The organism is Bacillus sp. 0209A, from assembly GCF_036765095.1.
Lineage (GTDB): Bacteria > Bacillota > Bacilli > Bacillales > Bacillaceae > Bacillus > Bacillus subtilis_G.
In genome coordinates this window covers 216,381-237,295 of record NZ_JBAIZV010000002.1, presented here as the reverse complement: position 1 = coordinate 237,295, position 20,915 = coordinate 216,381, and the positions used below count along the sequence as shown (strand labels likewise).

At 45.6% G+C, this 20,915-nt stretch carries 19 protein-coding genes, 3 pseudogenes and 3 riboswitches; of the genes and pseudogenes, 12 read left to right on the top strand and 10 right to left on the bottom strand.

The genetic code is table 11. From position 1 onward, the window contains the following. Positions 1-106 precede the first annotated feature (106 nt). Complete coding sequence (locus V6D44_RS06420) at positions 107-613, bottom strand: YbhB/YbcL family Raf kinase inhibitor-like protein (RefSeq protein ID WP_333516364.1); 507 nt, start codon at positions 611-613, stop codon at positions 107-109. A gap of 131 nt (positions 614-744) precedes the next feature. Here V6D44_RS06420 and V6D44_RS06415 point away from each other — a divergent pair, with 131 nt between their 5' ends. From V6D44_RS06415 to V6D44_RS06375, 9 genes and pseudogenes are all read left to right on the top strand, one after another. Beyond that, positions 745-1,623, top strand: a complete 879-nt coding sequence (locus V6D44_RS06415) for a LysR family transcriptional regulator (RefSeq protein WP_333516363.1) — start codon at positions 745-747, stop codon at positions 1,621-1,623. 78 nt (positions 1,624-1,701) lie between these two features. Then, positions 1,702-1,803, top strand: a pseudogene (locus V6D44_RS06410) (DUF1453 domain-containing protein); the annotation flags it as partial. Between the two features lie 5 nt (positions 1,804-1,808). Further along, a pseudogene (locus V6D44_RS06405) lies at positions 1,809-2,060 on the top strand (response regulator transcription factor); the annotation flags it as partial. A gap of 49 nt (positions 2,061-2,109) precedes the next feature. Beyond that, a complete protein-coding gene (gene pepT, locus V6D44_RS06400) occupies positions 2,110-3,342 on the top strand; it encodes a peptidase T (RefSeq protein ID WP_202327849.1) in 1,233 nt (410 codons plus the stop codon). Positions 3,343-3,447: 105 nt separating this feature from the next. Continuing rightward, a complete protein-coding gene (locus V6D44_RS06395) occupies positions 3,448-3,573 on the top strand; it encodes a hypothetical protein (RefSeq protein WP_277986971.1) in 126 nt (41 codons plus the stop codon). A gap of 299 nt (positions 3,574-3,872) precedes the next feature. After that, positions 3,873-4,129: pseudogene (locus V6D44_RS06390) on the top strand (hypothetical protein). Between the two features lie 134 nt (positions 4,130-4,263). Then, positions 4,264-4,752, top strand: a complete 489-nt coding sequence (locus tag V6D44_RS06385) for an LURP-one-related/scramblase family protein (protein WP_087993261.1) — start codon at positions 4,264-4,266, stop codon at positions 4,750-4,752. Positions 4,753-4,818: 66 nt separating this feature from the next. Then, positions 4,819-4,925, top strand: a riboswitch (SAM riboswitch). A gap of 84 nt (positions 4,926-5,009) precedes the next feature. Next, complete coding sequence (locus V6D44_RS06380; protein WP_333516362.1) at positions 5,010-6,143, top strand: 5-methyltetrahydropteroyltriglutamate--homocysteine S-methyltransferase; 1,134 nt, start codon at positions 5,010-5,012, stop codon at positions 6,141-6,143. A gap of 68 nt (positions 6,144-6,211) precedes the next feature. Then, positions 6,212-6,318, top strand: a riboswitch (SAM riboswitch). A 77-nt stretch (positions 6,319-6,395) separates the two neighbouring features. Continuing rightward, a complete protein-coding gene (locus tag V6D44_RS06375; RefSeq protein ID WP_087993262.1) occupies positions 6,396-7,532 on the top strand; it encodes a 5-methyltetrahydropteroyltriglutamate--homocysteine S-methyltransferase in 1,137 nt (378 codons plus the stop codon). 51 nt (positions 7,533-7,583) lie between these two features. Here the strand turns inward: V6D44_RS06375 and V6D44_RS06370 are convergent, their stop codons facing one another. The 5 genes from V6D44_RS06370 to V6D44_RS06350 all read right to left on the bottom strand — a co-directional run bounded on the left by V6D44_RS06370 (position 7,584) and on the right by V6D44_RS06350 (position 12,154). Next, positions 7,584-8,357: a 3-hydroxybutyrate dehydrogenase gene (locus V6D44_RS06370; protein ID WP_087993263.1), complete on the bottom strand. Its 774-nt coding sequence runs from the start codon at positions 8,355-8,357 to the stop codon at positions 7,584-7,586. 14 nt (positions 8,358-8,371) lie between these two features. Then, positions 8,372-9,028 (bottom strand): CoA transferase subunit B, encoded by a 657-nt coding sequence (locus V6D44_RS06365; RefSeq protein ID WP_087993264.1) that lies wholly within the window; start codon positions 9,026-9,028, stop codon positions 8,372-8,374. Further along, the gene (locus tag V6D44_RS06360) at positions 9,025-9,741 is read right to left on the bottom strand and encodes a CoA transferase subunit A (protein ID WP_087993265.1); all 717 of its coding nucleotides are present in this window, start codon (positions 9,739-9,741) and stop codon (positions 9,025-9,027) included. The genes V6D44_RS06365 and V6D44_RS06360 overlap by 4 nt, the downstream gene beginning before the upstream one ends. Before the next feature lie 23 nt (positions 9,742-9,764). Further along, on the bottom strand, positions 9,765-11,183 hold the full coding sequence (locus tag V6D44_RS06355) for a GntP family permease (RefSeq protein WP_253268686.1): 1,419 nt from the start codon (positions 11,181-11,183) through the stop codon (positions 9,765-9,767). A gap of 218 nt (positions 11,184-11,401) precedes the next feature. Then, positions 11,402-12,154: a (S)-benzoin forming benzil reductase gene (locus V6D44_RS06350; RefSeq protein WP_087993266.1), complete on the bottom strand. Its 753-nt coding sequence runs from the start codon at positions 12,152-12,154 to the stop codon at positions 11,402-11,404. Between the two features lie 152 nt (positions 12,155-12,306). Continuing rightward, a riboswitch (purine riboswitch) is annotated at positions 12,307-12,408 on the top strand. Positions 12,409-12,535: 127 nt separating this feature from the next. On the opposite strand from V6D44_RS06350, the gene V6D44_RS06345 reads away from it, so the two are divergent. After that, on the top strand, positions 12,536-13,729 hold the full coding sequence (locus V6D44_RS06345; RefSeq protein ID WP_202327847.1) for a NupC/NupG family nucleoside CNT transporter: 1,194 nt from the start codon (positions 12,536-12,538) through the stop codon (positions 13,727-13,729). Positions 13,730-13,771: 42 nt separating this feature from the next. On the opposite strand, the gene V6D44_RS06340 is transcribed toward V6D44_RS06345, so the two are convergent. The 3 genes from V6D44_RS06340 to V6D44_RS06330 form a co-directional block, all read right to left on the bottom strand. Beyond that, positions 13,772-14,446: a DUF3298 and DUF4163 domain-containing protein gene (locus V6D44_RS06340; protein WP_289348765.1), complete on the bottom strand. Its 675-nt coding sequence runs from the start codon at positions 14,444-14,446 to the stop codon at positions 13,772-13,774. 97 nt (positions 14,447-14,543) lie between these two features. After that, positions 14,544-14,834 (bottom strand): hypothetical protein, encoded by a 291-nt coding sequence (locus tag V6D44_RS06335; protein ID WP_333516361.1) that lies wholly within the window; start codon positions 14,832-14,834, stop codon positions 14,544-14,546. A gap of 49 nt (positions 14,835-14,883) precedes the next feature. Then, the gene (locus V6D44_RS06330) at positions 14,884-16,944 is read right to left on the bottom strand and encodes a catalase (RefSeq protein WP_333516360.1); all 2,061 of its coding nucleotides are present in this window, start codon (positions 16,942-16,944) and stop codon (positions 14,884-14,886) included. 210 nt (positions 16,945-17,154) lie between these two features. On the opposite strand from V6D44_RS06330, the gene citH reads away from it, so the two are divergent. Together citH and V6D44_RS06320 are read left to right on the top strand one after the other, a co-directional pair. Next, the gene (citH, locus tag V6D44_RS06325) at positions 17,155-18,435 is read left to right on the top strand and encodes a citrate transporter CitH (RefSeq protein ID WP_333516359.1); all 1,281 of its coding nucleotides are present in this window, start codon (positions 17,155-17,157) and stop codon (positions 18,433-18,435) included. Between the two features lie 97 nt (positions 18,436-18,532). Continuing rightward, positions 18,533-19,114: a DUF421 domain-containing protein gene (locus V6D44_RS06320; RefSeq protein ID WP_333516358.1), complete on the top strand. Its 582-nt coding sequence runs from the start codon at positions 18,533-18,535 to the stop codon at positions 19,112-19,114. Positions 19,115-19,498: 384 nt separating this feature from the next. Here the strand turns inward: V6D44_RS06320 and bglS are convergent, their stop codons facing one another. Next, positions 19,499-20,230 carry a beta-glucanase gene (gene bglS, locus V6D44_RS06315; protein ID WP_087993272.1) on the bottom strand — a complete coding sequence of 244 codons (732 nt, stop codon included), beginning with the start codon at positions 20,228-20,230 and terminating at the stop codon, positions 19,499-19,501. Positions 20,231-20,915 lie beyond the last annotated feature (685 nt).

The window sequence follows — 20,915 nt, the reverse complement described above, 5'->3', positions numbered from 1 at the left end:
CTCCTAAAGAGAATGTATTGTTTAATATTATAAAGTTTTCAGAAGCTTTCTACATCCATTTTCAAGAAGTTTAATTGTTTATTAACCGTTTCTTCATATTTTCTTCTTAAACCCTTGCCAGTAATTCAATAGAGGTCTCATCGAGAATGCGCCCCTTCATTTCTTGATAGAGCTGATTCATATAAAAGCCCTGCTGAAGATTCAGCTCTGTGTCTAAAGCATAAACTGTCAGCGCGTAAGCATGATCCTTGTCAGGCGGTGTCGGTCCGCAATACTGGTGAATCACCTTTGGATTGCTGCTTCCCGCAAGCGGTGAAGCAAAGCTATTTTGCCCTTGTATCATCAAGTCCTGTCTTTCCTCGCTCGCATGTTCAGGAAGCTCTCCGATGCGCGCCGGAATGTTAGCCGCTGTCCAGTGAATCCAGCTGAACCCGCATACGGGAATGGCGTCATGATCAATGAAAGTAAGCGCGAGCGTCTTTGCGCCGGGCGGGACGTCCTCAAAACGAATCGGAAAGGATACAAATGGATTCCCTTCTCTTTTATATTTTTCATCAGTGTATTTTGAAAACTTGTCATGTAAATACGGATTTGCTTCTACGTATATGTTCATATATGAATCCCTCTCTCTATTTTCTCGTTCTATAGGTATACTAAACGAATGGATGTATAATCAGTGATAAGCAAATGCGCATGTTCACTTAACAATTTGTTATTGATTACTTGCAGTGAAGGAGATAGGTTATGGATTTAAAATGGCTGCAAACCTTTATTGTCGCAGCGGCATCAGAGAACTTCAGGGAAACGGCTGAGCGTCTTTACCTCACCCAGCCGGCTGTTTCTCAACATATAAGAAAATTGGAAAATGAACTGGACATGCGGCTGTTTTTGCATCGCGGGAGACGCGTCGTCCTGACTGACGAAGGCAGGCTGTTTTTGCCTTATGCCAAAGAAATGATCAATGTATACCAAGCCGGAAAGCAAAAAGTCAGCCAATGGAAGCAAGGATACAGCCGTTCACTTACACTGGCCGTCCATCCCTACATTGCATCCTATATCTTGCCTCGCTTTCTCCCGGCTTATATCCAAAAACATCCGCATGTTGAACTTTCAACTCATGTGGCTGGATCTGATGATATCAAAAAAGCGGTGGAACAAAATGAAGCGGATATTGGTTTGTCGCGGAAAGATCCGAACTCAAACACACTCTATTATCAGCACATATGCGAAGGCACGCTGTGTCTTGCGGCCCCATTCCAGGAAAACGGGCCTGCTGATGCTGCTTCTGTTTTCAGCCATTATCGGCTTCTCACGCATGATCACCCTTCATATGGGGATACCTTTTTACATAACATCCGTTCACATTACCCTCACCTTCAAACGATGGCTGCCGGGCAGACTGATACGGCTGTCCATATGATAAAAGCGGGAATGGGAGCGTCTTTTCTCCCCGCCTACATCATCAAGCAGGAAGAAGCGGAAAAAAAGCTGATGGCTGTAAGTACGCCCCCGCATCTTGAATTGCCGGCGTCCCAGACGTTTATGATGTGGAAAAGAAACAATGAGGACATTCAGCACTTTCACGCCATGTTACATGACTTTATGCTGCGCGAACAAGTATAGCAGCTGAAAAATCAATCTGCCGGTTGACGTTTTCTTTTCCAATATTCGCTATGCTTCATGCAGAAAGGATTTGATAACATGGCGATGAGCCCCTATATGTTGATTTGAATTATTTTTATTATTTTATCGATGTATCGAGAACGAACGGTAAAGCCCGGGACATGTTCGATCATTCCGCTTAACTAAAAATCATCAGTGAAACATTTCGCGCGAAGCAACAGACACAAGCTGATAAACTGGCAGAATCGTTTACCAAAAGAGAGCTCGAGGTTCTTCAGCAAATGGCCTACGGATTGAGAAATGAAGAGATTGCTGAAAAGCTATTCGTCAGTGAAAGCACTGTGAAAACCCACGTGCACCGCATCCTGCAAAAATGCAACGCCCAAGACCGGACACAGGCAGTCGTGTTTGCCATCCGTAACGGTATTGTGCAATAGAAATCTCTCGTCCCGCCATGATAAGATAAGACAAAGGAGATGATTGGAAATGAAAGAAGAAATCATTGAACGGTTTACTACATACGTAAAAGTCGACACGCAGTCTGATGAATCCGTCGACACCTGCCCTTCCACACCCGGCCAATTGACGTTAGGAAACATGCTTGTTGATGAATTGAAATCTATCGGCATGCAGGATGCAGTGATTGACGAAAACGGTTATGTGATGGCGACTCTTCCCTCCAATACTGAAAAAGACGTGCCGACAATCGGCTTTCTCGCTCACGTCGACACCGCTACAGACTTTACCGGCAAAAACGTGAATCCGCAAATCGTTGAAAGCTACGATGGAAAAGACATCGTTCTCAATGAAAAACTGCAGGTCATCCTGTCACCTGATCAATACCCTGAGCTATCTGGCTATAAAGGCCACACACTCATCACCACTGACGGCACAACCCTGCTCGGCGCAGACAATAAAGCCGGGATTGCCGAAATCATGACAGCCATGGATTACCTCATCAAACACCCTGAAATCAAGCACGGCACCATCAGAGTCGCGTTTACGCCTGATGAAGAAATCGGAAGAGGACCGCACAAGTTTGATGTCAAACGGTTCAATGCGTCCTTTGCCTATACAGTTGACGGCGGCCCGCTTGGCGAACTTGAGTACGAAAGCTTCAATGCCGCGGCCGCAAAAATCACAGTCAAAGGCAACAACGTACATCCCGGCACGGCAAAAGGAAAAATGATCAATTCCGCGAAAATCGCGATGAAGCTGAACAGCCTGCTGCCGGCAGATGAAGCGCCTGAATATACAGAAGGCTACGAAGGCTTCTACCACCTGCTGTCAATTCAAGGAGATGTAGAGGAAACAAAGCTCCACTACATTATCAGAGACTTTGACAAAGAGAAATTCCAAAGCAGAAAAGCAACGATGAAGCGTGTCGTTGAGGAACTTCAAAATGAATATGGGCAAGACCGGATTCACCTTGATATGAACGATCAATACTACAACATGAGAGAGAAAATCGAACCTGTCATCGAAATCGTCAACATCGCCAAGCAAGCGATGGAAAACCTCGGCATCGAACCGAAGATTTCCCCAATCCGCGGAGGCACGGACGGTTCCCAGCTGTCCTACATGGGGCTTCCGACGCCAAACATCTTTACAGGCGGCGAAAACTTCCACGGCAAATTTGAATACATCTCGGCCGACAACATGGTTAAAGCCGTAAACGTCATCGTTGAGATTGCAAAGCAGTTTGAAGAACAAGCATAATGCCAAAAGCCAGTCTAAAAAAAGGACTGGTTTTTTTACGTGAAAATGAAACATTTTTCATACGTCCTCCGTAAAACAAGTATCAACGGATGAGGGGGAAAAACAATGACAAAACATGCAATCGCTGCAAAAAGTTTATTGAAAAAATGGATCATGACCCGGCCGCTTAACACACAAAAGAAATCAAGCGCATTTCAAAAGATTAGAAAAATGTTCAAACGCTTCTTCTGATCAGTCATCCAAATCCTCAAAACCACAATCTGCATACCCTCGTACCGCCCAAATGCTCCGTGATTTGGGTTTTTTGTGTTTAATTAAGATAAATAGGGTATACATCAAACAAGCAAGAAAAAAACATCCAAAAACAGGTAGTTGGAATCACATAATTTTAGGTTAAAAGTTATATAAAGGAATTTATTTTCTCGTCGATAGTAACTATAGAACTAAACATCAACTAGAACATTCACCGTGATTCAAGACTATTTTCAGGTCATCAGGTTAAACTGTTTTAGAGGGGCAGTTATTTATTTTTGATTGATTTAGAATTTTTTGAATACTTTTTGACAATTTATCCGTACAATAGAGATACCAAAACTTTTTTTGGGAGGTATGTAAAATGATCCTATTTATTATCATCGCATTATGCGGCTATCTTCTTTTTTCTTTCAGCAAGGACAATCGCCGCAAACCGCAAAAGACAAGCCCTCTGCCAGCAGCCGCAACTTATCATAACAACCTAATCGACCTTGACGCCATCCGCCAAAAACGCCGGATGCATCTTTCCTAAAACGATATTTCAAACGAAAAGGCTGCTGAACAACGCAGCCTTTTTTCATTTTGGAAACATAGATTTGGACTTGAAACCTTTTTGCCCCCTGTCCGTAATATTTTACAAGGCAAATTCAAAAGGAGACTGCAGCAATGATCGATTTATTTATGAAACAAAAAATGTTCTCGTTTAAAGATACATTTCACATTTATGACCGGGATGAACAAGAGCGATTCAAGGTCGAAGGACGGTTCTTTTCGTTAGGGGACTCATTACAATTGACAGATTCATCCGGGAAAACGCTCGTTTCCATTGAACAAAAAGTGATGTCATTTCTGCCGCGATATGTGATTTCAATTGGCGGGAAAACGGTTTGTGAGGTGACGAAGAAATTAGCGTTTTTCAAACCGAAGTTTGAGATTTCCGGACTTAACTGGCAAATTGACGGTGACTTGTGGAAGAATGAATTCCAGCTGACTGACGGGGAGAATGTCCGGATGTCGGTGAGTAAGAAGTGGCTCAGCTGGGGTGATTCCTATCATTTGCAGATTGCAAACGAGGAAGATGTGCTGCTTTGCACGGCCATCGCTATCGTGTTGGATATGGTCTTATATGACGATGAAGATGAGAGTCTTTTCTAAAAAAGTGTTGACAATTGATTCAAAAGTAATAATATTAAGATAATTAAAATGTAAATATGAAGATGTACCTTATCAAGAGAGGTGGAGGGACTGGCCCTGTGATACCCGGCAACCGCTGTTTCAAACAGAATGGTGCTAAATCCTTAAGAACATTGCGTTCTTGCAGATGAGGCGGAGATTTGATCATTCAAGCTCTTCCTTACTCAAAGGAAGAGCTTTTTTCATGCTTACCCTATTTCAGAAAAGAGGCGAATGACATGGCTCAACAAACAAATGTTGCAGGACAAAAATCAGAAAAACAAAACAAAGCTCCTTTCCGCGCCGATCATGTCGGCAGTTTACTGCGCTCCGCTCCGGTGAAAGAAGCACGCCAGAAAAAAGCGGCCGGCGAGATCACAGCGGAACAGCTTCGTGAGATTGAAAACAAGGAAATCACTCGCATTGTCAAAAAACAAAAAGAAATCGGTCTCGACGTGGTAACAGACGGTGAATTTCGCCGTTCTTGGTGGCATTATGATTTTCTCGAAGGGCTTGACGGTGTGGAACCGTTCATTCCCGCTGAAGGGATTCAGTTCCATAACGTAAAAACAAAAGCACGCAGCATCAAAGTGACGGGAAAACTCGATTTTACGAACCACCCAGCGCTTGCTGATTATCAATTTTTACAAGAGATTGCCGGCGACGCGACACCTAAATTGACGATTCCGAGTCCGAATATGCTGTTTTTCGGTGAAAAGGCCGATAAAGGCATTTATGACGATCAAGAGGAGTACTTTCATGATCTGGCCCAAGCGTACAAAAAAGCAATCAACGCCTTCTATGACGCTGGATGCCGCTATCTTCAGCTAGATGATACGTCATGGTCTCTCTTCTTTGAGGAAAAAGGCAGAGAGGTTGTCCGGGCGCTCGGCGGCGATCCAGAAACATTGCCTGCCTTGTTTGCCAAAACGATTAACGATGCAGTCGCGGACCGCCCTGATGATTTAACAATCACAATGCACATTTGCCGCGGCAACTTCAAGTCGACTTGGGCGGCATCAGGAGGCTATGACGCTGTAGCGGAAACGATTTTGGACGGCTTAAACTTGGACGGCCTGTTCTTGGAATATGATGATGATCGCTCCGGAAATTTTGATCCGCTCCGTTTCGTGAAACGCAAGGATCTGCAAATTGTTCTTGGCTTAATTACATCAAAATACGGCGAGCTCGAAAATCCTGAGGATGTGAAACGCCGAATCAATGAAGCGGCGCGCTTTGTCAGCCTTGACCAGTTGTGCCTCAGCCCGCAGTGCGGTTTCGCCTCTACAGAAGAAGGCAATCTGTTGACAGAGATGCAGCAATGGGCGAAGCTGCGCCACGTCATCGACATCGCCAACGATGTGTGGAGATAATCTATCATTGACAGACATGTAAAATGTGTGAATAATAGATACTATCAGAAAATTTCATAAAAAGGTTTTCCTTATCAAGAGAGGTGGAGGGACTGGCCCTGCGATACCCGGCAACCGCTGTTTAACAGAATGGTGCTAAATCCTTTAGAGCATTGATTGCTCTTGAAGATAAGGTTGAGATTGTCACGCAAGCTCTTCCTTATCCAAAGGAAGAGCTTTTTTATATTTGAATGGAAAGAAGGAATGAACAACATGCCACAACAAACAACACCCGCAGAACAAAAATCACTTCAAAGACAAAAACCGCCATTTCGCGCGGATCAAGTCGGAAGCCTGCTGAGGTCTGAGCCCGTCAAAAAAGCGCGGCTGCAAAAAGCCGCCGGCGAGATTACGGCTGAACAGCTTCGCCAGATCGAGAACGATGAAATCATCCGCATTGTGGAAAAACAGAAGGAAACCGGCCTGAACGTCGTGACAGACGGCGAATTCCGCAGAGCGTGGTGGCATTTTGATTTTCTGGAAAACTTGGATGGGGTTGAGCCGTTTATTCCTGAGCACGGCATTCAATTTCATAACGTACAGACAAAAGCACGCGGCATTAAAGTCACAGATGATATCGACTTTTCAACTCACCCAATGCTTGAAGATTATTCATTTCTCCATAGCATTGCAGGTGACGCGACGCCGAAGATGACGATCCCAAGCCCGAATATGCTGTTTTTCCGCGGAAAGCTTGAAAAGGATGCGTACAAAAACGACTATCAGCTTTTCCAGCATGATGTATCCAAAGCATATAAAAAAGCGATTCAAGCGTTTTATGACAGAGGCTGCCGCTACCTCCAGCTTGATGATACGGCATGGGCTGTTTTCTTATCTGAAAAAGGCTTAAAACAAATCGAAGCATTCGGAACAACGCCAGACGAGCTTCGCCAGCTGTTTGCGAAATCCATTAACGACGCGATTGCGGATCGTCCGGATGACCTGACGGTGACCATGCATATTTGCCGCGGCAACTTCCAGTCCACTTGGACAGCTGAAGGCGGTTATGACGCGGCAGCTGAAACCATTTTTGACGGCTTGAACCTTGACGGCCTGTTCTTGGAATACGATGATTCACGCTCAGGCGGATTTGAACCGCTCCGTTATGTGAAGCGCTCTGATCTTCAGCTTGTCCTTGGTTTAGTCACCTCTAAATTCGGCGAGCTTGAACATCCGGACGATGTGAAACGCCGTATCGAAGAAGCGTCCCGCTATGTGAGCTTAGACCAGCTTTGCCTCAGCCCTCAATGCGGATTCGCTTCCACTGAAGAAGGCAACAAGCTGACCGAAGAACAGCAATGGGCGAAGCTGCGCCATGTGGTTGAAATCGCTAACGATGTTTGGAAATAAGCAAAGAAAAAACACACTTGATTCCATGGCGGAGCAAGTGTGTTTTTTATATCATTGAGCGGTGTAGCCCCCATCTAGGACGACAGCCTGCCCGGTGACACCCTTCGCTTTCTCGCTTGCCAAAAACACTGCATAATCCGCGATTTCCTTGACGCCAAGCAGTCGTTTTTGCGGCACAAGCGGAAAAATGATCTGTTCAAGGACGGAGTCGTAAGGGACATTTCTCGTTTTCGAAAGATCGCTCAGCTGATTGCGGACAAGCTGTGTATCGACATACCCCGGACAGAGCGCGTTAACTGTAATGCCATGGGGCGCGCCCTCCAGCGCCCCGACCTTAGTCAGCCCAATGACACCGTGCTTGGCGCTATTATAAGCCGATTTCCCCGCAAAGCCGACTAAACCATTAACAGACGCGATATGAATGATTCTGCCAAACTGCTGTTTTTTCATGATCGGAAAAACATGCTTCATTGCGATGAAGGGCGCCGTCAGCATGACCTTGATCAGTTGTTCAAAGGTTTCTGTCGGAAACTCTTCAATCGGGGCGACGTGCTGAATACCGGCATTGTTCACCAGAATATCCAAGCGGCCGTATCGTTTTTGAATGGTGTTCACCGTATCAGCGACTTGCGCTTCCTTTGTCACATCACACGGAATGGCTGCTGCGTCAAAACCTTCTTCTGCAAGCTTGGAAGCGGCCTTTTCGCATGCTTCCTGATGAAGGTCCGAAACGATGACTCTAGCTCCTTCACGGGCGAACTCCCTCGCGATTTCGAATCCGATTCCGCCGGCTGCCCCTGTCACCAAGGCGACTTGTTTATTCATGTCAAACACCTTCCCTAAGAGTTTTGTTTGATCACAGACTGGCTTACAGCGAAATCAGCTTCTGTTTTTTCATACACCTCTTCAATTGTGACGCCTTTCTGAAGCTCAGTCAGTGTCATGCGGCCGTTATCAAAATCAAACACTGCCAAATCCGTAATCAGCCTATGCACGACTTTCTGGCCCGTCAGCGGAAGGGAGCAAGTTTTTTTCACCTTTGACTCTCCATGCTTATTGACATGCTCCATGATGACAACGATCCGTTTCGCCCCGTTGACGAGATCCATCGCGCCGCCCATCCCTTTTACCATTTTCCCGGGGATCATCCAATTGGCCAGATCGCCTTGCTCCGAAACCTCCATCCCGCCAAGGATAGCCAAATCGATATGCCCGCCTCTTATCATCGCGAATGACTCGGCGCTGTCAAAATAGGAAGCGCCCGTCACTTCAGTGATCGTTTCCTTTCCCGCATTGATCAAATCCGCGTCTTCCGTTCCTTCCGCAGGATACGGGCCGATCCCAAGCAAGCCGTTTTCTGACTGAAGCATGACGTGAACGCCATCGGGTATCTCATTTGCGACAAGCGTCGGTATTCCGATCCCGAGATTGACGTTCATGCCATCCTTGATTTCTTGTACAGCCCGTTTGACCATCCGTTGTCTCGCTTCCTTCATTTCGCCTCACCCTTTCCCGCCGCCTGCCGAACTGTGCGTTTTTCAATCCGTTTTTCATGGCTGGCGCCAAGCACCACATGCTGTACGTAAATGCCCGGTGTGTGGATGTGATCTGGATCAAGCTCTCCCGCTTCCACGATGTCTTCCGCCTCGGCAATCGTGATCTTGCCTGCCATGGCGGCAACGGGATTAAAATTTCTCGCCGTTTTCCGAAAAACCAAATTCCCCATGGTGTCCGCTTTCCATGCTTTGACAATCGCCACGTCGCCGGTAATGCCTCGCTCCAGCACATACCTCCGGCCGCCGAACGTTTTATGTTCTTTTCCCTCAGCTATTGAAGTGCCGACACCAGTCGCCGTGTAAAATCCCGGTATGCCCGCGCCGCCTGCCCGAATTCTCTCGGCGAGCGTTCCTTGGGGAACAAGCTCAACCTCAAGCTCTCCGCTTAAAAACTGCCGCTCAAAAATTTTATTTTCCCCGACATAGGATGAGATCATTTTCTTGATTTGCCTGTTAGCCAAAAGCAAACCAAGGCCCCAGTCATCGACTCCGCAATTGTTGCTGACAACGGTTAAATCCTTGACCCCCTGATCTCTTATCGCCATAATGAGCTGTTCAGGAATGCCGCACAGCCCGAATCCTCCTGCGATCAGCGTATCTCCATCTTGAATCAGTTCCGCAGCTTCCTTACTAGATAACAGCACTTTTCCCATACTGATGCCCCTTTCGTTTTCTCCTACACTAGACCCGTCAGGCTGTAAATCGCGATCACGGCAAATACGGCAGCCGTTTTGATGAGTGTGATCGCAAAAATATCCCGATACGATTGCCGGTGAGTCAGTCCCGTCACAGCCAAAAGCGTGATGACTGCGCCATTATGCGGCAGCGTATCCATGCCGCCTGATGCCATCGAAATGACCCGATGCATCACTTCCGGCGGAATGTTGTAAACCTGAATCGCCTGCAAGTATTGATCCGACATCGCACTTAACGCAATGCCCATACCTCCTGAAGCCGACCCGGTGATCCCCGCCAGCGCCGTTGTCGTGACGGCCCCGTTTACAAGCGGATCAGTAAAGGTGTGCGAAATCCCGCTGCTCAGCTTGTGAAATCCCGGAAGTGCGGCGATAACGCCGCCGAAACCATACTCGGCACCTGTATTCATAGATGCCAGCAAGGCGCCGCCGATCCCTTCATTCAGCCCTTCCTTCATTTGGACAAACACTCTTCTCCAATCAAATAAAATTGTTGTGATGATGCCAATCACCAGAGCGAGCTCCACCGACCAAATGGCAGCCGCTGAAGAAATATCAAGTTTATCGAACTCCTTTAATCCGATCGACGAAAAATCGAACCCATTCGGATACCACTTTGGAAGGTATATGGTGAAGCATTTATTCATTGCACCTACGAGAATAAGCGGGACAAAGGCAAGCGCATGCTGCACCTGGCTTTTGTCCGGTGCAGCCGCTAACTCAGACGATTCAAGAGCGGCAGAATTCTTCGAATCAAAACCGTCATAGCCTTCGCCAGTTGCCTGCGCTTTTTTCCTCCTCGATTCCAAATAAAGCATGCCCGCTGCCAGCACAATCACTGCGCCGAACAAACCAAGCCAAGGAGCGGCATAAATGTCTGTTTTGAAAAACGTCGTCGGGATGACATTTTGAATTTGCGGCGTCCCCGGAAGCGCGTCCATCGTAAACGTAAAAGCCCCTAAAGCAATCGTTCCCGGGATGAGGCGTTTCGGTATGTTTGCTTCTTGGAACATGTTTTTCGCAAAAGGATATACGGCAAACACGACAACAAACAGGCTGACGCCGCTGTACGTCAAGACAGCGCCCATCAGCACGATTGCGAGTATCGCTCTTTTCGCCCCGACAAGCCTGACAATCGTTTTCGCAATCGATGCCGCAAGCCCGGACATTTCAACGACCTTTCCAAAAATCGCACCGAGCAAAAATACCGGAAAATACAGCTTTATAAAACCCGCCATCTTCTCCATAAAAATTGATGAGAAAAAAGGAAGCACGTGGCTTGGATCAGTCAGCAGCACCGCGAATAACGCGCAAATCGGCGCAAATAATATGACAGAAAATCCCCGATACGCCGTAAACATCAGCAAGCCTAACGCCAATAGAATGATGATGAGTTCCACAAGCATCCCCCATTTCCGCGAAAGAGAAAGCGTTTGCAAAAATCTCTCCGCATCGACTGTTTCCATCCCTTTTTCATATGTACGGGAAGCGGGGGCCAACTATTCCCATTAAAAAAGGAAAGCCCCTTTTTTCGGAGCTTTCCTTTGCCTATTAGGATATCGACATCAACCGTTTCTCTTTTTGCTGTATGAAGTTTCCCCGCCCCTGTACATAACAATTATCCATAAATCGGAAATAGATGTTCAACGATTGCTTGTTCTCCAAATTCATCATGAGTCAGAAATTGAATTAACGCGTCTGCAGTTTCTTCAGGAGACTGTAATTTCCCTGTTTTCTTTAACTGAATGAATTCATCAACATAAGGAAAATCTTCTTTGCGGACCGAGCGGATTTCGGTTTGCAGCTGTGTATCAATCACTCCGGGATAAACCGCTGCGATTTTCACTGGATTCTGCTGATTCTCCTGTTCCAATTTGATACTTTTCGTAAATGAATCCAAACCAGCTTTTGACGTGCTGTAGCAGCTTTGTGAGGGCAATACATATTTGGCTGAGGCTGACGAGATATTCATGATTCGCTTATCCGTATCGATGAGCTTTGTGTGCTTCACAAATTGGGAGGTCATGACCATCGGAGCCATTAAATTCACTTGCATATGTTGGACCATGTCTTCCGCTTTATTGTGTTCAATCGGCCCCACAGGCGATAGCACGCCGGCATTATTGATCAAATAAATGCCTTCCGGATGCGGATCATGATTGATGTCTGCAAATAAGTCCTGAAAAAGCGCTTCAATCTTGTGGGTCTCTCTGAGGTCGAAGGAGTAATATCGCAATTGGGGATCTTGGTTAATCAGGCTTTGATTCGCCCGTCTTGACATACAGTACAGCCGATGGTTAGAATGGATGAGCTTTTTGCCTAATGCTTCGCCAATTCCTTTTGACGCGCCCGTAATAATGATATGCTTCATTTTTCCCCTCCTGATTTCCTAAACATCATTTCAACATAGCAATCCAGCGTGTTAAGCCTTTATTTCCTCAAATTCAAAATATAAATTTTATTATTGTGAAAATAGTTAAAAAGGTTGATTTTCAAAAAGTGAAAGGATAAAATACTGCTATCAACCTAGAAAATAGACATTCTTGTATATGATCAGTAATATGGTCTGATTGTTTCTACCTAGTAACCGTAAAAAACTAGACTACAAGAAAGTTTGAATAAATTTGAACGAGTTGAAAAGGACATGTTCTTTTCTGTTTGCTCTTATTTTTCACACTTTCTGCATTTCCAGAATTTGTGAAGAATAAGAGCTTTTTTTGTTTCCAAAATAAACCTCATAGGAGTTGCTATCATGTACTTTTTATTAAACCTTGTCGGTCTCATTGTGATTATGGCAGTTGTATTCCTATGTTCTCCGCAGAAAAAGAAAATCAAGTGGCGCCCGATCATTACGTTAATTGTTCTGGAATTGCTGATTACTTGGTTTATGCTGGGAACAAAAATCGGGAGCTGGACCATCGGTAAAATTGGTGATTTCTTCACTTGGCTGATTGCTTGCGCCAGTGATGGTATCGCGTTTGCCTTCCCGTCAGTGATGGCGAATGAAACAGTAGACTTTTTCTTTAGCGCGCTTCTTCCAATTATCTTTATCGTCACATTCTTTGATATTTTAACCTATTTCGGCATTTTGCCTTGGATGATTGATAAAATCGGCTGGTTGATTTCAAAGGCTTCCCGCTTGCCGAAATTAGAGAGCTTTTTCTCTATTCAAATGATGTTTTTGGGAAATACTGAAGCACTTGCGGTCATCCGCCAGCAGCTGACGGTATTAAACAACAACCGCCTGCTCACGTTCGGCTTGATGAGCATGAGCAGCATCAGCGGCTCCATTATTGGATCTTATCTGTCAATGGTGCCGGCGACATACGTGTTTACAGCGATTCCTTTGAACTGCTTAAACGCGCTGATTATCGCAAACCTGCTGAATCCTGTTCACGTGCCGGAGGATGAAGATATCATCTATACGCCACCTAAAGAAGAGAAGAAAGACTTTTTCTCTACAATTTCTAACAGTATGCTTGTCGGCATGAACATGGTTATCGTTATTTTAGCAATGGTGATCGGATATGTCGCGTTAACGTCAGCGGTCAATGGCATTCTTGGCGTTTTCGTCCACGGCCTGACCATCCAGACAATCTTCGCTTATCTCTTCAGTCCGTTCGCATTCCTGCTTGGGCTGCCGGTACACGATGCGATGTATGTCGCTCAGCTGATGGGAATGAAATTGGCAACGAACGAGTTTGTTGCGATGCTTGACTTGAAAGAAAATCTCACATCACTTCCGCCTCACACCGTTGCGGTGGCGACGACATTCCTGACGTCATTTGCCAACTTCAGTACTGTCGGCATGATTTACGGCACGTACAACTCGATCCTTGACGGCGAAAAGTCAACGGTCATCGGAAAAAACGTGTGGAAATTGCTCGTCAGCGGAATTGCGGTATCTTTACTAAGTGCTGCGATTGTCGGCCTGTTTGTGTGGTAAAAATCTTGAGCCATATCCCTTTCCCGGATATGGCTTTTTTGATTATTGATAAATAGACGAAGGCACCTGCACATCACGGATTCCGGCCGCATAAGGCCCTAATTCATACTGGCCGAAGACGATGGCGATTCCGTTTTTCGTAAAGTAAAACACTGTGTCTTTGTTAAGGGTAATATCTTCTTTCTTTACATCTGGGAAAAACAGCGTGTCATGTTTTTTGATATAGCTGTATAGATAATCTTTCGTTTTGCTGACTTTTGTTTTGGTATTCAGAATCTGATTCAGTGTCACCCGCTTTTTGGTTTTCAAGTCATAGTTGAAGGACTGAACAGACGTTAAACCATGGGCGCCGCCTGAATATATATAATTGAGTGTTTGAATGCTAAGCTTGCCCGCCGCATTATATTTGACGCTGAACGATGTTTGATATTCCGCTTTGAAACCCTGCTGTTCACCGGCTTTTTTGTTTTTTAGGTATTCTTGATACGATTGTTCAATGTAGGCTTTCAGCTCTTGATTGATTTTCTTTTCAAACGCGGCATTTCCGATGTGATGCACCTGAGGATACTTTAATTCCTTAATCTTTTTGTACGTATGGCTGCTGACAGCCGGTGTTTTCGCTTGAACCGCTTTTAATGATGGAGCCGCAGCATAGGCAAATACAGAAAAAAGCAAAACTGCAACCCCCGCGGCTTTCAGCATGTTATTCCATTTCATACACTCTCCTCCTTTGGTGTCGTTGTTTATCATTCCCTAGTACTGATAAAATCAAAAGAAGTTTCCAAATAAAAAAAGAGACAAGATGCCTCTTTTTTTACTGTTTACGCCCCAAAATCGCTTCATGAACCGCTTGTGCCAAATCTATATTTCCAAACATCTCTAACATCGCAATGACGGTCTGGTCCGGAATGTGCTCGGATTCGTGTTTCGGCACGGCCAGTTCGTCCATGGTTTTTCTCAAACTTTCATTGAGCTTTTGCTGCGGATACGCCTTGGCGTACAGCTCCAGCGGATCAAGGTCATGGTTGACGCACCATTGGGCAAACACCAAAATCATCATATTTTCATCGCGTTCGTAAGCTTCGGCGAGCTGTTTTTCGTTCATCTGTCATGCTCCTTATGAAAAGTATCTTCTTTTAAGATACAGGAGCGGATCAAATTCGTCTATCCCAATGGCGGTGAGCGGCGACCGCCTCGATAAACGTCTTGCTGAAGGCGTTGTAATCAGCTTCATCTTTAGCAGTCACAAGGCCCGGCCCCTCTGTTGTCCCGACAGCTGATTGAAGAAGATCAATTCCTTCATTTGCCGCACCGATCGCCTTATAGTGATTGTAGGCTTCTCTGATAAACGCCATCGCGTGTTTGTCGTCTTTTAACTCTGGTCCTCCCGCGGCATAGACGGCATCATACAGAACAGAGTCAGTTGTCAGGAACGTGCCGCCTGCCTCAAGCTGCCGGCCGTTGCCGCTCGTGATGTACCCCAGCGTTTGGCTGATGATATCCGCTGTGATCCCTTCTTGCTTTAAGGCATCCAGCACGGTTTGCAGCTCTTTTTCATGAAATCCGTTTCCAGCGAGAACAGCCACTTTTCTTGATGACGCTGTTTTCACTGTGCGGGCTTGGCTTAACGCAGGCGAGGTCAGGATTTCTTTAGACGCATTACGTTTCGCCGGCGGCGCCACACCTACTCCTTTGGCGATTTCTTCCGCTAAGCCTTCATCCACATTGCTGAAGACATCAACGACCTGCCGCTGCACATCCTTGCTCTTGACCTTCCCAACCTCGAAGCAGAAGGCGGAGATGATGTGCTGTTTCTCGACAGGAGACATGCTGTTCCAGAACAGCTTCGCCTGTGCGTAATAATCGTTGAAGCTGTCGCTCCGCTGGCGGATTTTTTTGCCCTCGACTTTTTCCTGATAGTGGACATAGCCGCCTTCTTCGGCTGTCGCAGGCGACGGGTCATTGTTTTGCAGAGAGTTTTTATGATAAGCGACCGGCCCCTTATTGATCGTCATCCGGTGATAGCCGTCGTACTGGTTGTTATGGAACGGACATACCGGGCGGTTAATCGGAATCTCATGGAAGTTCGGGCCGCCAAGACGGATCAGCTGTGTGTCCGTATAAGAGAAAAGCCGGCCCTGCAGAAGCGGGTCATTTGTAAAATCGATGCCCGGCACGACATTTCCCGGGTGGAATGCGACTTGTTCTGTTTCCGCAAACACATTGTCCTGGTTGCGGTTCAGCGTCATTTTCCCAATGATTTTCACCGGCACGAGCTCTTCCGGCCACAGCTTGGTTGGGTCAAGAATATCAAAATCAAATTTGAACTCATCTTCTTCATCAATCATTTGCACGCCGAGCTCATATTCAACCATGCCGCCGTTTTCAATCGTTTCCCACAAGTCGCGGCGGTGGAAGTCGGCATCTTTCCCGGCAATTTTCTGCGCTTCATCCCATACGAGAGAATGCACGCCGAGCACTGGCTTCCAATGGAATTTCACGAAACGCGCCTTTCCTTGTTCATTAACAAAACGGAATGTGTGAACGCCGAAGCCCTCCATCATTCTGTAGCTGCGAGGGATGCCTCTGTCAGACATCGTCCACATCACCATATGCGCTGACTCAGGATTGTTGGCGACAAAATCCCAAAACGTATCATGAGCGGTCGCGGCTTGAGGCATTTCATTATGAGGTTCAGGCTTAAACGCGTGAACCAAGTCCGGAAATTTGATCGCATCCTGAATGAAAAACACCGGGATGTTATTTCCCACAAGATCATAATTTCCTTCTTCCGTATAAAATTTCGTCGCAAAGCCTCTGGCGTCGCGCACCGTGTCTGCGGAGCCTTTAGAACCCGCGACCGTCGAAAACCGGACAAATACCGGTGTCTTCACTGAAGGGTCCTGAAGAAATTTGGCCCGTGTATACTCGGCCATCGGCTCGTAAACCTGAAAAAAGCCATGTACGCCATACCCGCGCGCATGCACAACACGCTCCGGAATCCTCTCATGGTCAAAGTGCGTCATCTTCTCCCGGAAGTGAAAATCCTCCATCAGCGTCGGACCGCGAACCCCGGCTTTTAACGAGTGCTCATCCTCTGACACCCGCACGCCTTGGTTTGTCGTCATTTTCTTCCCGCTGTTATCGGCTCTGTACTGCTCAAGCTGCTCGTCCTTTAAGTGTTCATTTACACGTTTGCTTTGATCATCACTCATGTCCGTTCCCCCTTTTATTGATTCCATATCTCAAAACGAAACATTCTACAGCACATTTACCCGCGGCCTTCTTCAGATAAACTGCTAATCCGTTCAATAGGATTTTAGGTCTACCTATCAGTATGAGGACATACATATTTGAAATAAGCCTTCTGTTCAGAAAGAGAATGTGGAAGCGCTTACTTAAAATCGACTGAGGGAGGTCATAGCGTGCTTGCCATACTCGGTTTTGTGATGATCCTTGTCTTTATGTACCTGATTATGTCTAACCGGCTTTCCGCTCTTATTGCATTGATTGTTGTTCCTGTTGCATTTGCCTTGATCAGCGGATTTGGCAAAGATCTTGGCGAGATGATGATTCAAGGTGTAACAGACCTCGCTCCGACCGGCATTATGCTGTTATTTGCCATCCTGTATTTCGGCATAATGATTGACTCCGGTTTGTTTGATCCGCTCATTGCCAAAATCTTATCGCTTGTCAAAGGAGACCCGTTAAAAATCACCGTCGGCACAGCGGTTCTGACGATGACCATTTCGCTGGACGGGGATGGGACAACAACCTATATGCTTACCATTGCGGCTATGCTGCCTCTGTACAAACGGCTCGGCATGAATCGATTGGTATTGGCCGGAATTGCGATGCTCGGTTCGGGAGTCATGAATATTATTCCGTGGGGCGGGCCGACTGCGAGGGTTTTGGCTTCCTTGAAATTGGACACGTCGGAGGTCTTCACACCGCTGATTCCCGCTATGATCGCCGGCATTCTCTGGGTGATTGCAGTCAGTTATATCCTCGGAAAAAAAGAGCGGAAGCGGCTCGGCGTCATTTCGATTGAACACGCGCCTGCCTCCGATCAGGATGCAGATCCGCTCAAGCGTCCCGCTCTCCAATGGTTTAATCTTCTGCTGACTGTCGCCCTCATGGCTGCGCTGATCACCAGCCTGCTTCCGCTCCCTGTTCTTTTTATGACCGCGTTCGCCATCGCCTTGATGGTCAACTACCCAAATGTCAAAGAGCAGCAGAAACGGATCTCGGCGCATGCGGGAAACGCGTTAAACGTTGTCTCGATGGTGTTTGCGGCAGGCATATTCACAGGCATTCTTTCAGGCACGAAAATGGTGAATGCGATGGCCCATTCTCTCGTTTCACTCATCCCTGACGCCATGGGCCCGCATCTGCCGTTGATCACAGCTATCATCAGCATGCCATTCACCTTTTTCATGTCGAATGACGCCTTTTACTTCGGTGTTCTTCCGATCATCGCAGAAGCCGCTACCGCTTACGGAATAGACGCCGCCGAGATCGGAAGGGCCTCCTTGCTGGGCCAGCCGGTGCACCTCCTCAGCCCGCTTGTGCCTTCCACCTATCTATTGGTCGGAATGGCAGGCGTCAGCTTTGGCGACCATCAAAAATTCACCATCAAATGGGCCGTGGGGACAACGATTGTGATGACGATTGCGGCGCTTTTGATTGGGATTATTTCGTTTTAATGAGAAAAGGATTTCCGCTGGCGGAAATCCTTTTGTTCTGCATAATTTAAAAATCGAAGACCATACTATGGAAAAATCAAAATATAAAGGTGATTGCATGAATTTTGCTTGGGAAGCACTCATTTTAATTATATCCGGCATCATATTGCTAAGAATTTCAGGAAGAAAGTCAATCTCCCAGATGACATTAGCACAAACTGTGGTGATGATTTCCATTGGAACGATTATTGTCCAGCCGATTATAGAGACAAGTTTATGGAAAACCCTTGTGGCAGCCGGTATTTTTACTGCGGCTTTAATACTCATGGAATGGTTCCAGGTGAAGGCCAATTGGATGGAAAAGTTCTTAACCGGCAAAGCGAAATCAGTGATTGAAGATGGCAAACTCAATATAGAAAATATGAAAAAACTGCGGCTGACAGTTGACCAGCTTGAAATGCGATTGAGGATTCATGGAATCTCCAGCATAAAGGACATTAAGAATGCAACGATTGAAGCGAACGGCCAAATAGGATATGAATTGCGTGATGACAAGAAACCGCTCACGATTGGTGAATTCAAGAAATTGATGAATATGCCGGCCGCAAACACAGTTCAACAGCCTGAACCAGAAAATCAAGAAAACATTTTTCAAGAAATAAAAAACGGTCATTCTACACCTTCTGGCAAACTAAAATAAGGCTGTTCCTTGTGCGGAAACAGCCCGAGCGAATGACCTTATTGGATATATGAAATGACTGGCAGACTTTCAACACCCCATGCATAGTAGTAATTGAAAACGCTGAAAGAATCGATTGCTTTGCCGGTTTTTACATCTACGATTAAAATATGATATCCGTAGCTTTGATCATTTGCATCTAGTCTTCTAGGTGTTTTTTTCCTAACGTATCTGAAAACATTGGATTAATCAGACCGATAAAAAACTGATTTTTATGAATCAAAAGAGGACTGATATAATCTCGGTAAGTATTGCCCAGATCAGAAGATTCATGCCAACAATTTCACATTACAATCATAAGAGCATGGCTATTATTGAAGCAGCAGGCTCTTATTACATTTGACATTATTTTTTTGTATAACGCACCCAGTCGTAATGAGCGTATAGCGGTGTTACACCATTGTAGGAACCGAGCCATTCATCAACACCCGTACCATTCCACAAGTTCATCATGATCTTTCCTGGTGTTTTCGGAATTTGGCTTGTCGCAGTATGTTTTAATTGCCCATCGACATACCATTTAATAGAGTTTGGCTGCCAATCGAACGCATACGTATGATGAGCAGTGGCTGCATCAAATCCGAGATCCACTATCTTCTCATGGTTTCCTGCACCATTTGTATAATAGTTAAATTGAACCTTTGTTGTGTCTTTTCCTAAAAATTCGATATCAATCTCATCCCAAGGAGTTCCATCCGTTGGTCCTGTGTAAGTGAAGAACGATGAAACGATCCCTGTGTTTTTAGCTGGTTTCATTCTGACTTCATAAAGTCCATATCCATATGTTTGAACAGAGCGGTTTTCCCCGCAGTCAAACTTGTTATAAGATGGACTTGTTAGCGCCAAACGCATTTCACCTAATGACGTCATTGATACGTTATTTGCACGCCAAGTGCAGTTAAACATATTTCCATTCGAATAACCATTTGCTTTTTGCCATAATCCGGAGTTATAGCTGTTAAAAGGGTCAAAAAACGATCCACCTGTTTGAGCCGAGGCATTAGAAGTGACTGCAGAAAAACTCATAAACAATCCAGTGACAAGAATCAACAACACTCTTTTCATACAAGATGACATGTTGGCATTCCCCTTTCTGAGAAAGCGTTTTCTTTGTCGATCATACATGATTTTTATAAAGGGAACATCGGTCAAAATAATGATAATAAAGAATCTTACTTACTAGAATCCTGTACTATCATTTTTAGATTATACTTAGACTCAACTTTAACAAAATGAAAGTGATGAATGTATTGAATTCAACATGTTTGGTATTCCTTCTTCAACGCTGCGCTTTTATGAAAAGGAAGGAATTAGTTCCGGAAATGAATCGAGATACAAGCGGCCGAAGAGTCGATGATTTGTTGATCGAGTACAAGAGATAGCCGCTCTGAAAAATTGTACGCCGGCTCAGCTTGCACTTGCATAGACGATGGCAAATGAAGTGATTCGTATCCCTGGAACAAAGAGAATCCCTTATTTAGAAGAAAACGCATTTTCTTCCACGCCGGCCAGCTGTAAAATGCCTTTTGCCGCTGCTAAGAATCCCCATTTTTCATCCCTTCTGCTAAAAAATAAAAAACCTAAACTACCCCTATCGCAATAGGAACGAGTAGTTTAGGTTTTGCCTGCCTGACCAGTAACAATCCTATGAAACGCCCTCATCACCCTCTGAAAAAAATAAAAACCTAAATTACCATCAGTACAGACAGAGATCATCCGCACTCATTGCAATTTAGGTTTTGCCTGCTTAGCAGTAACAATC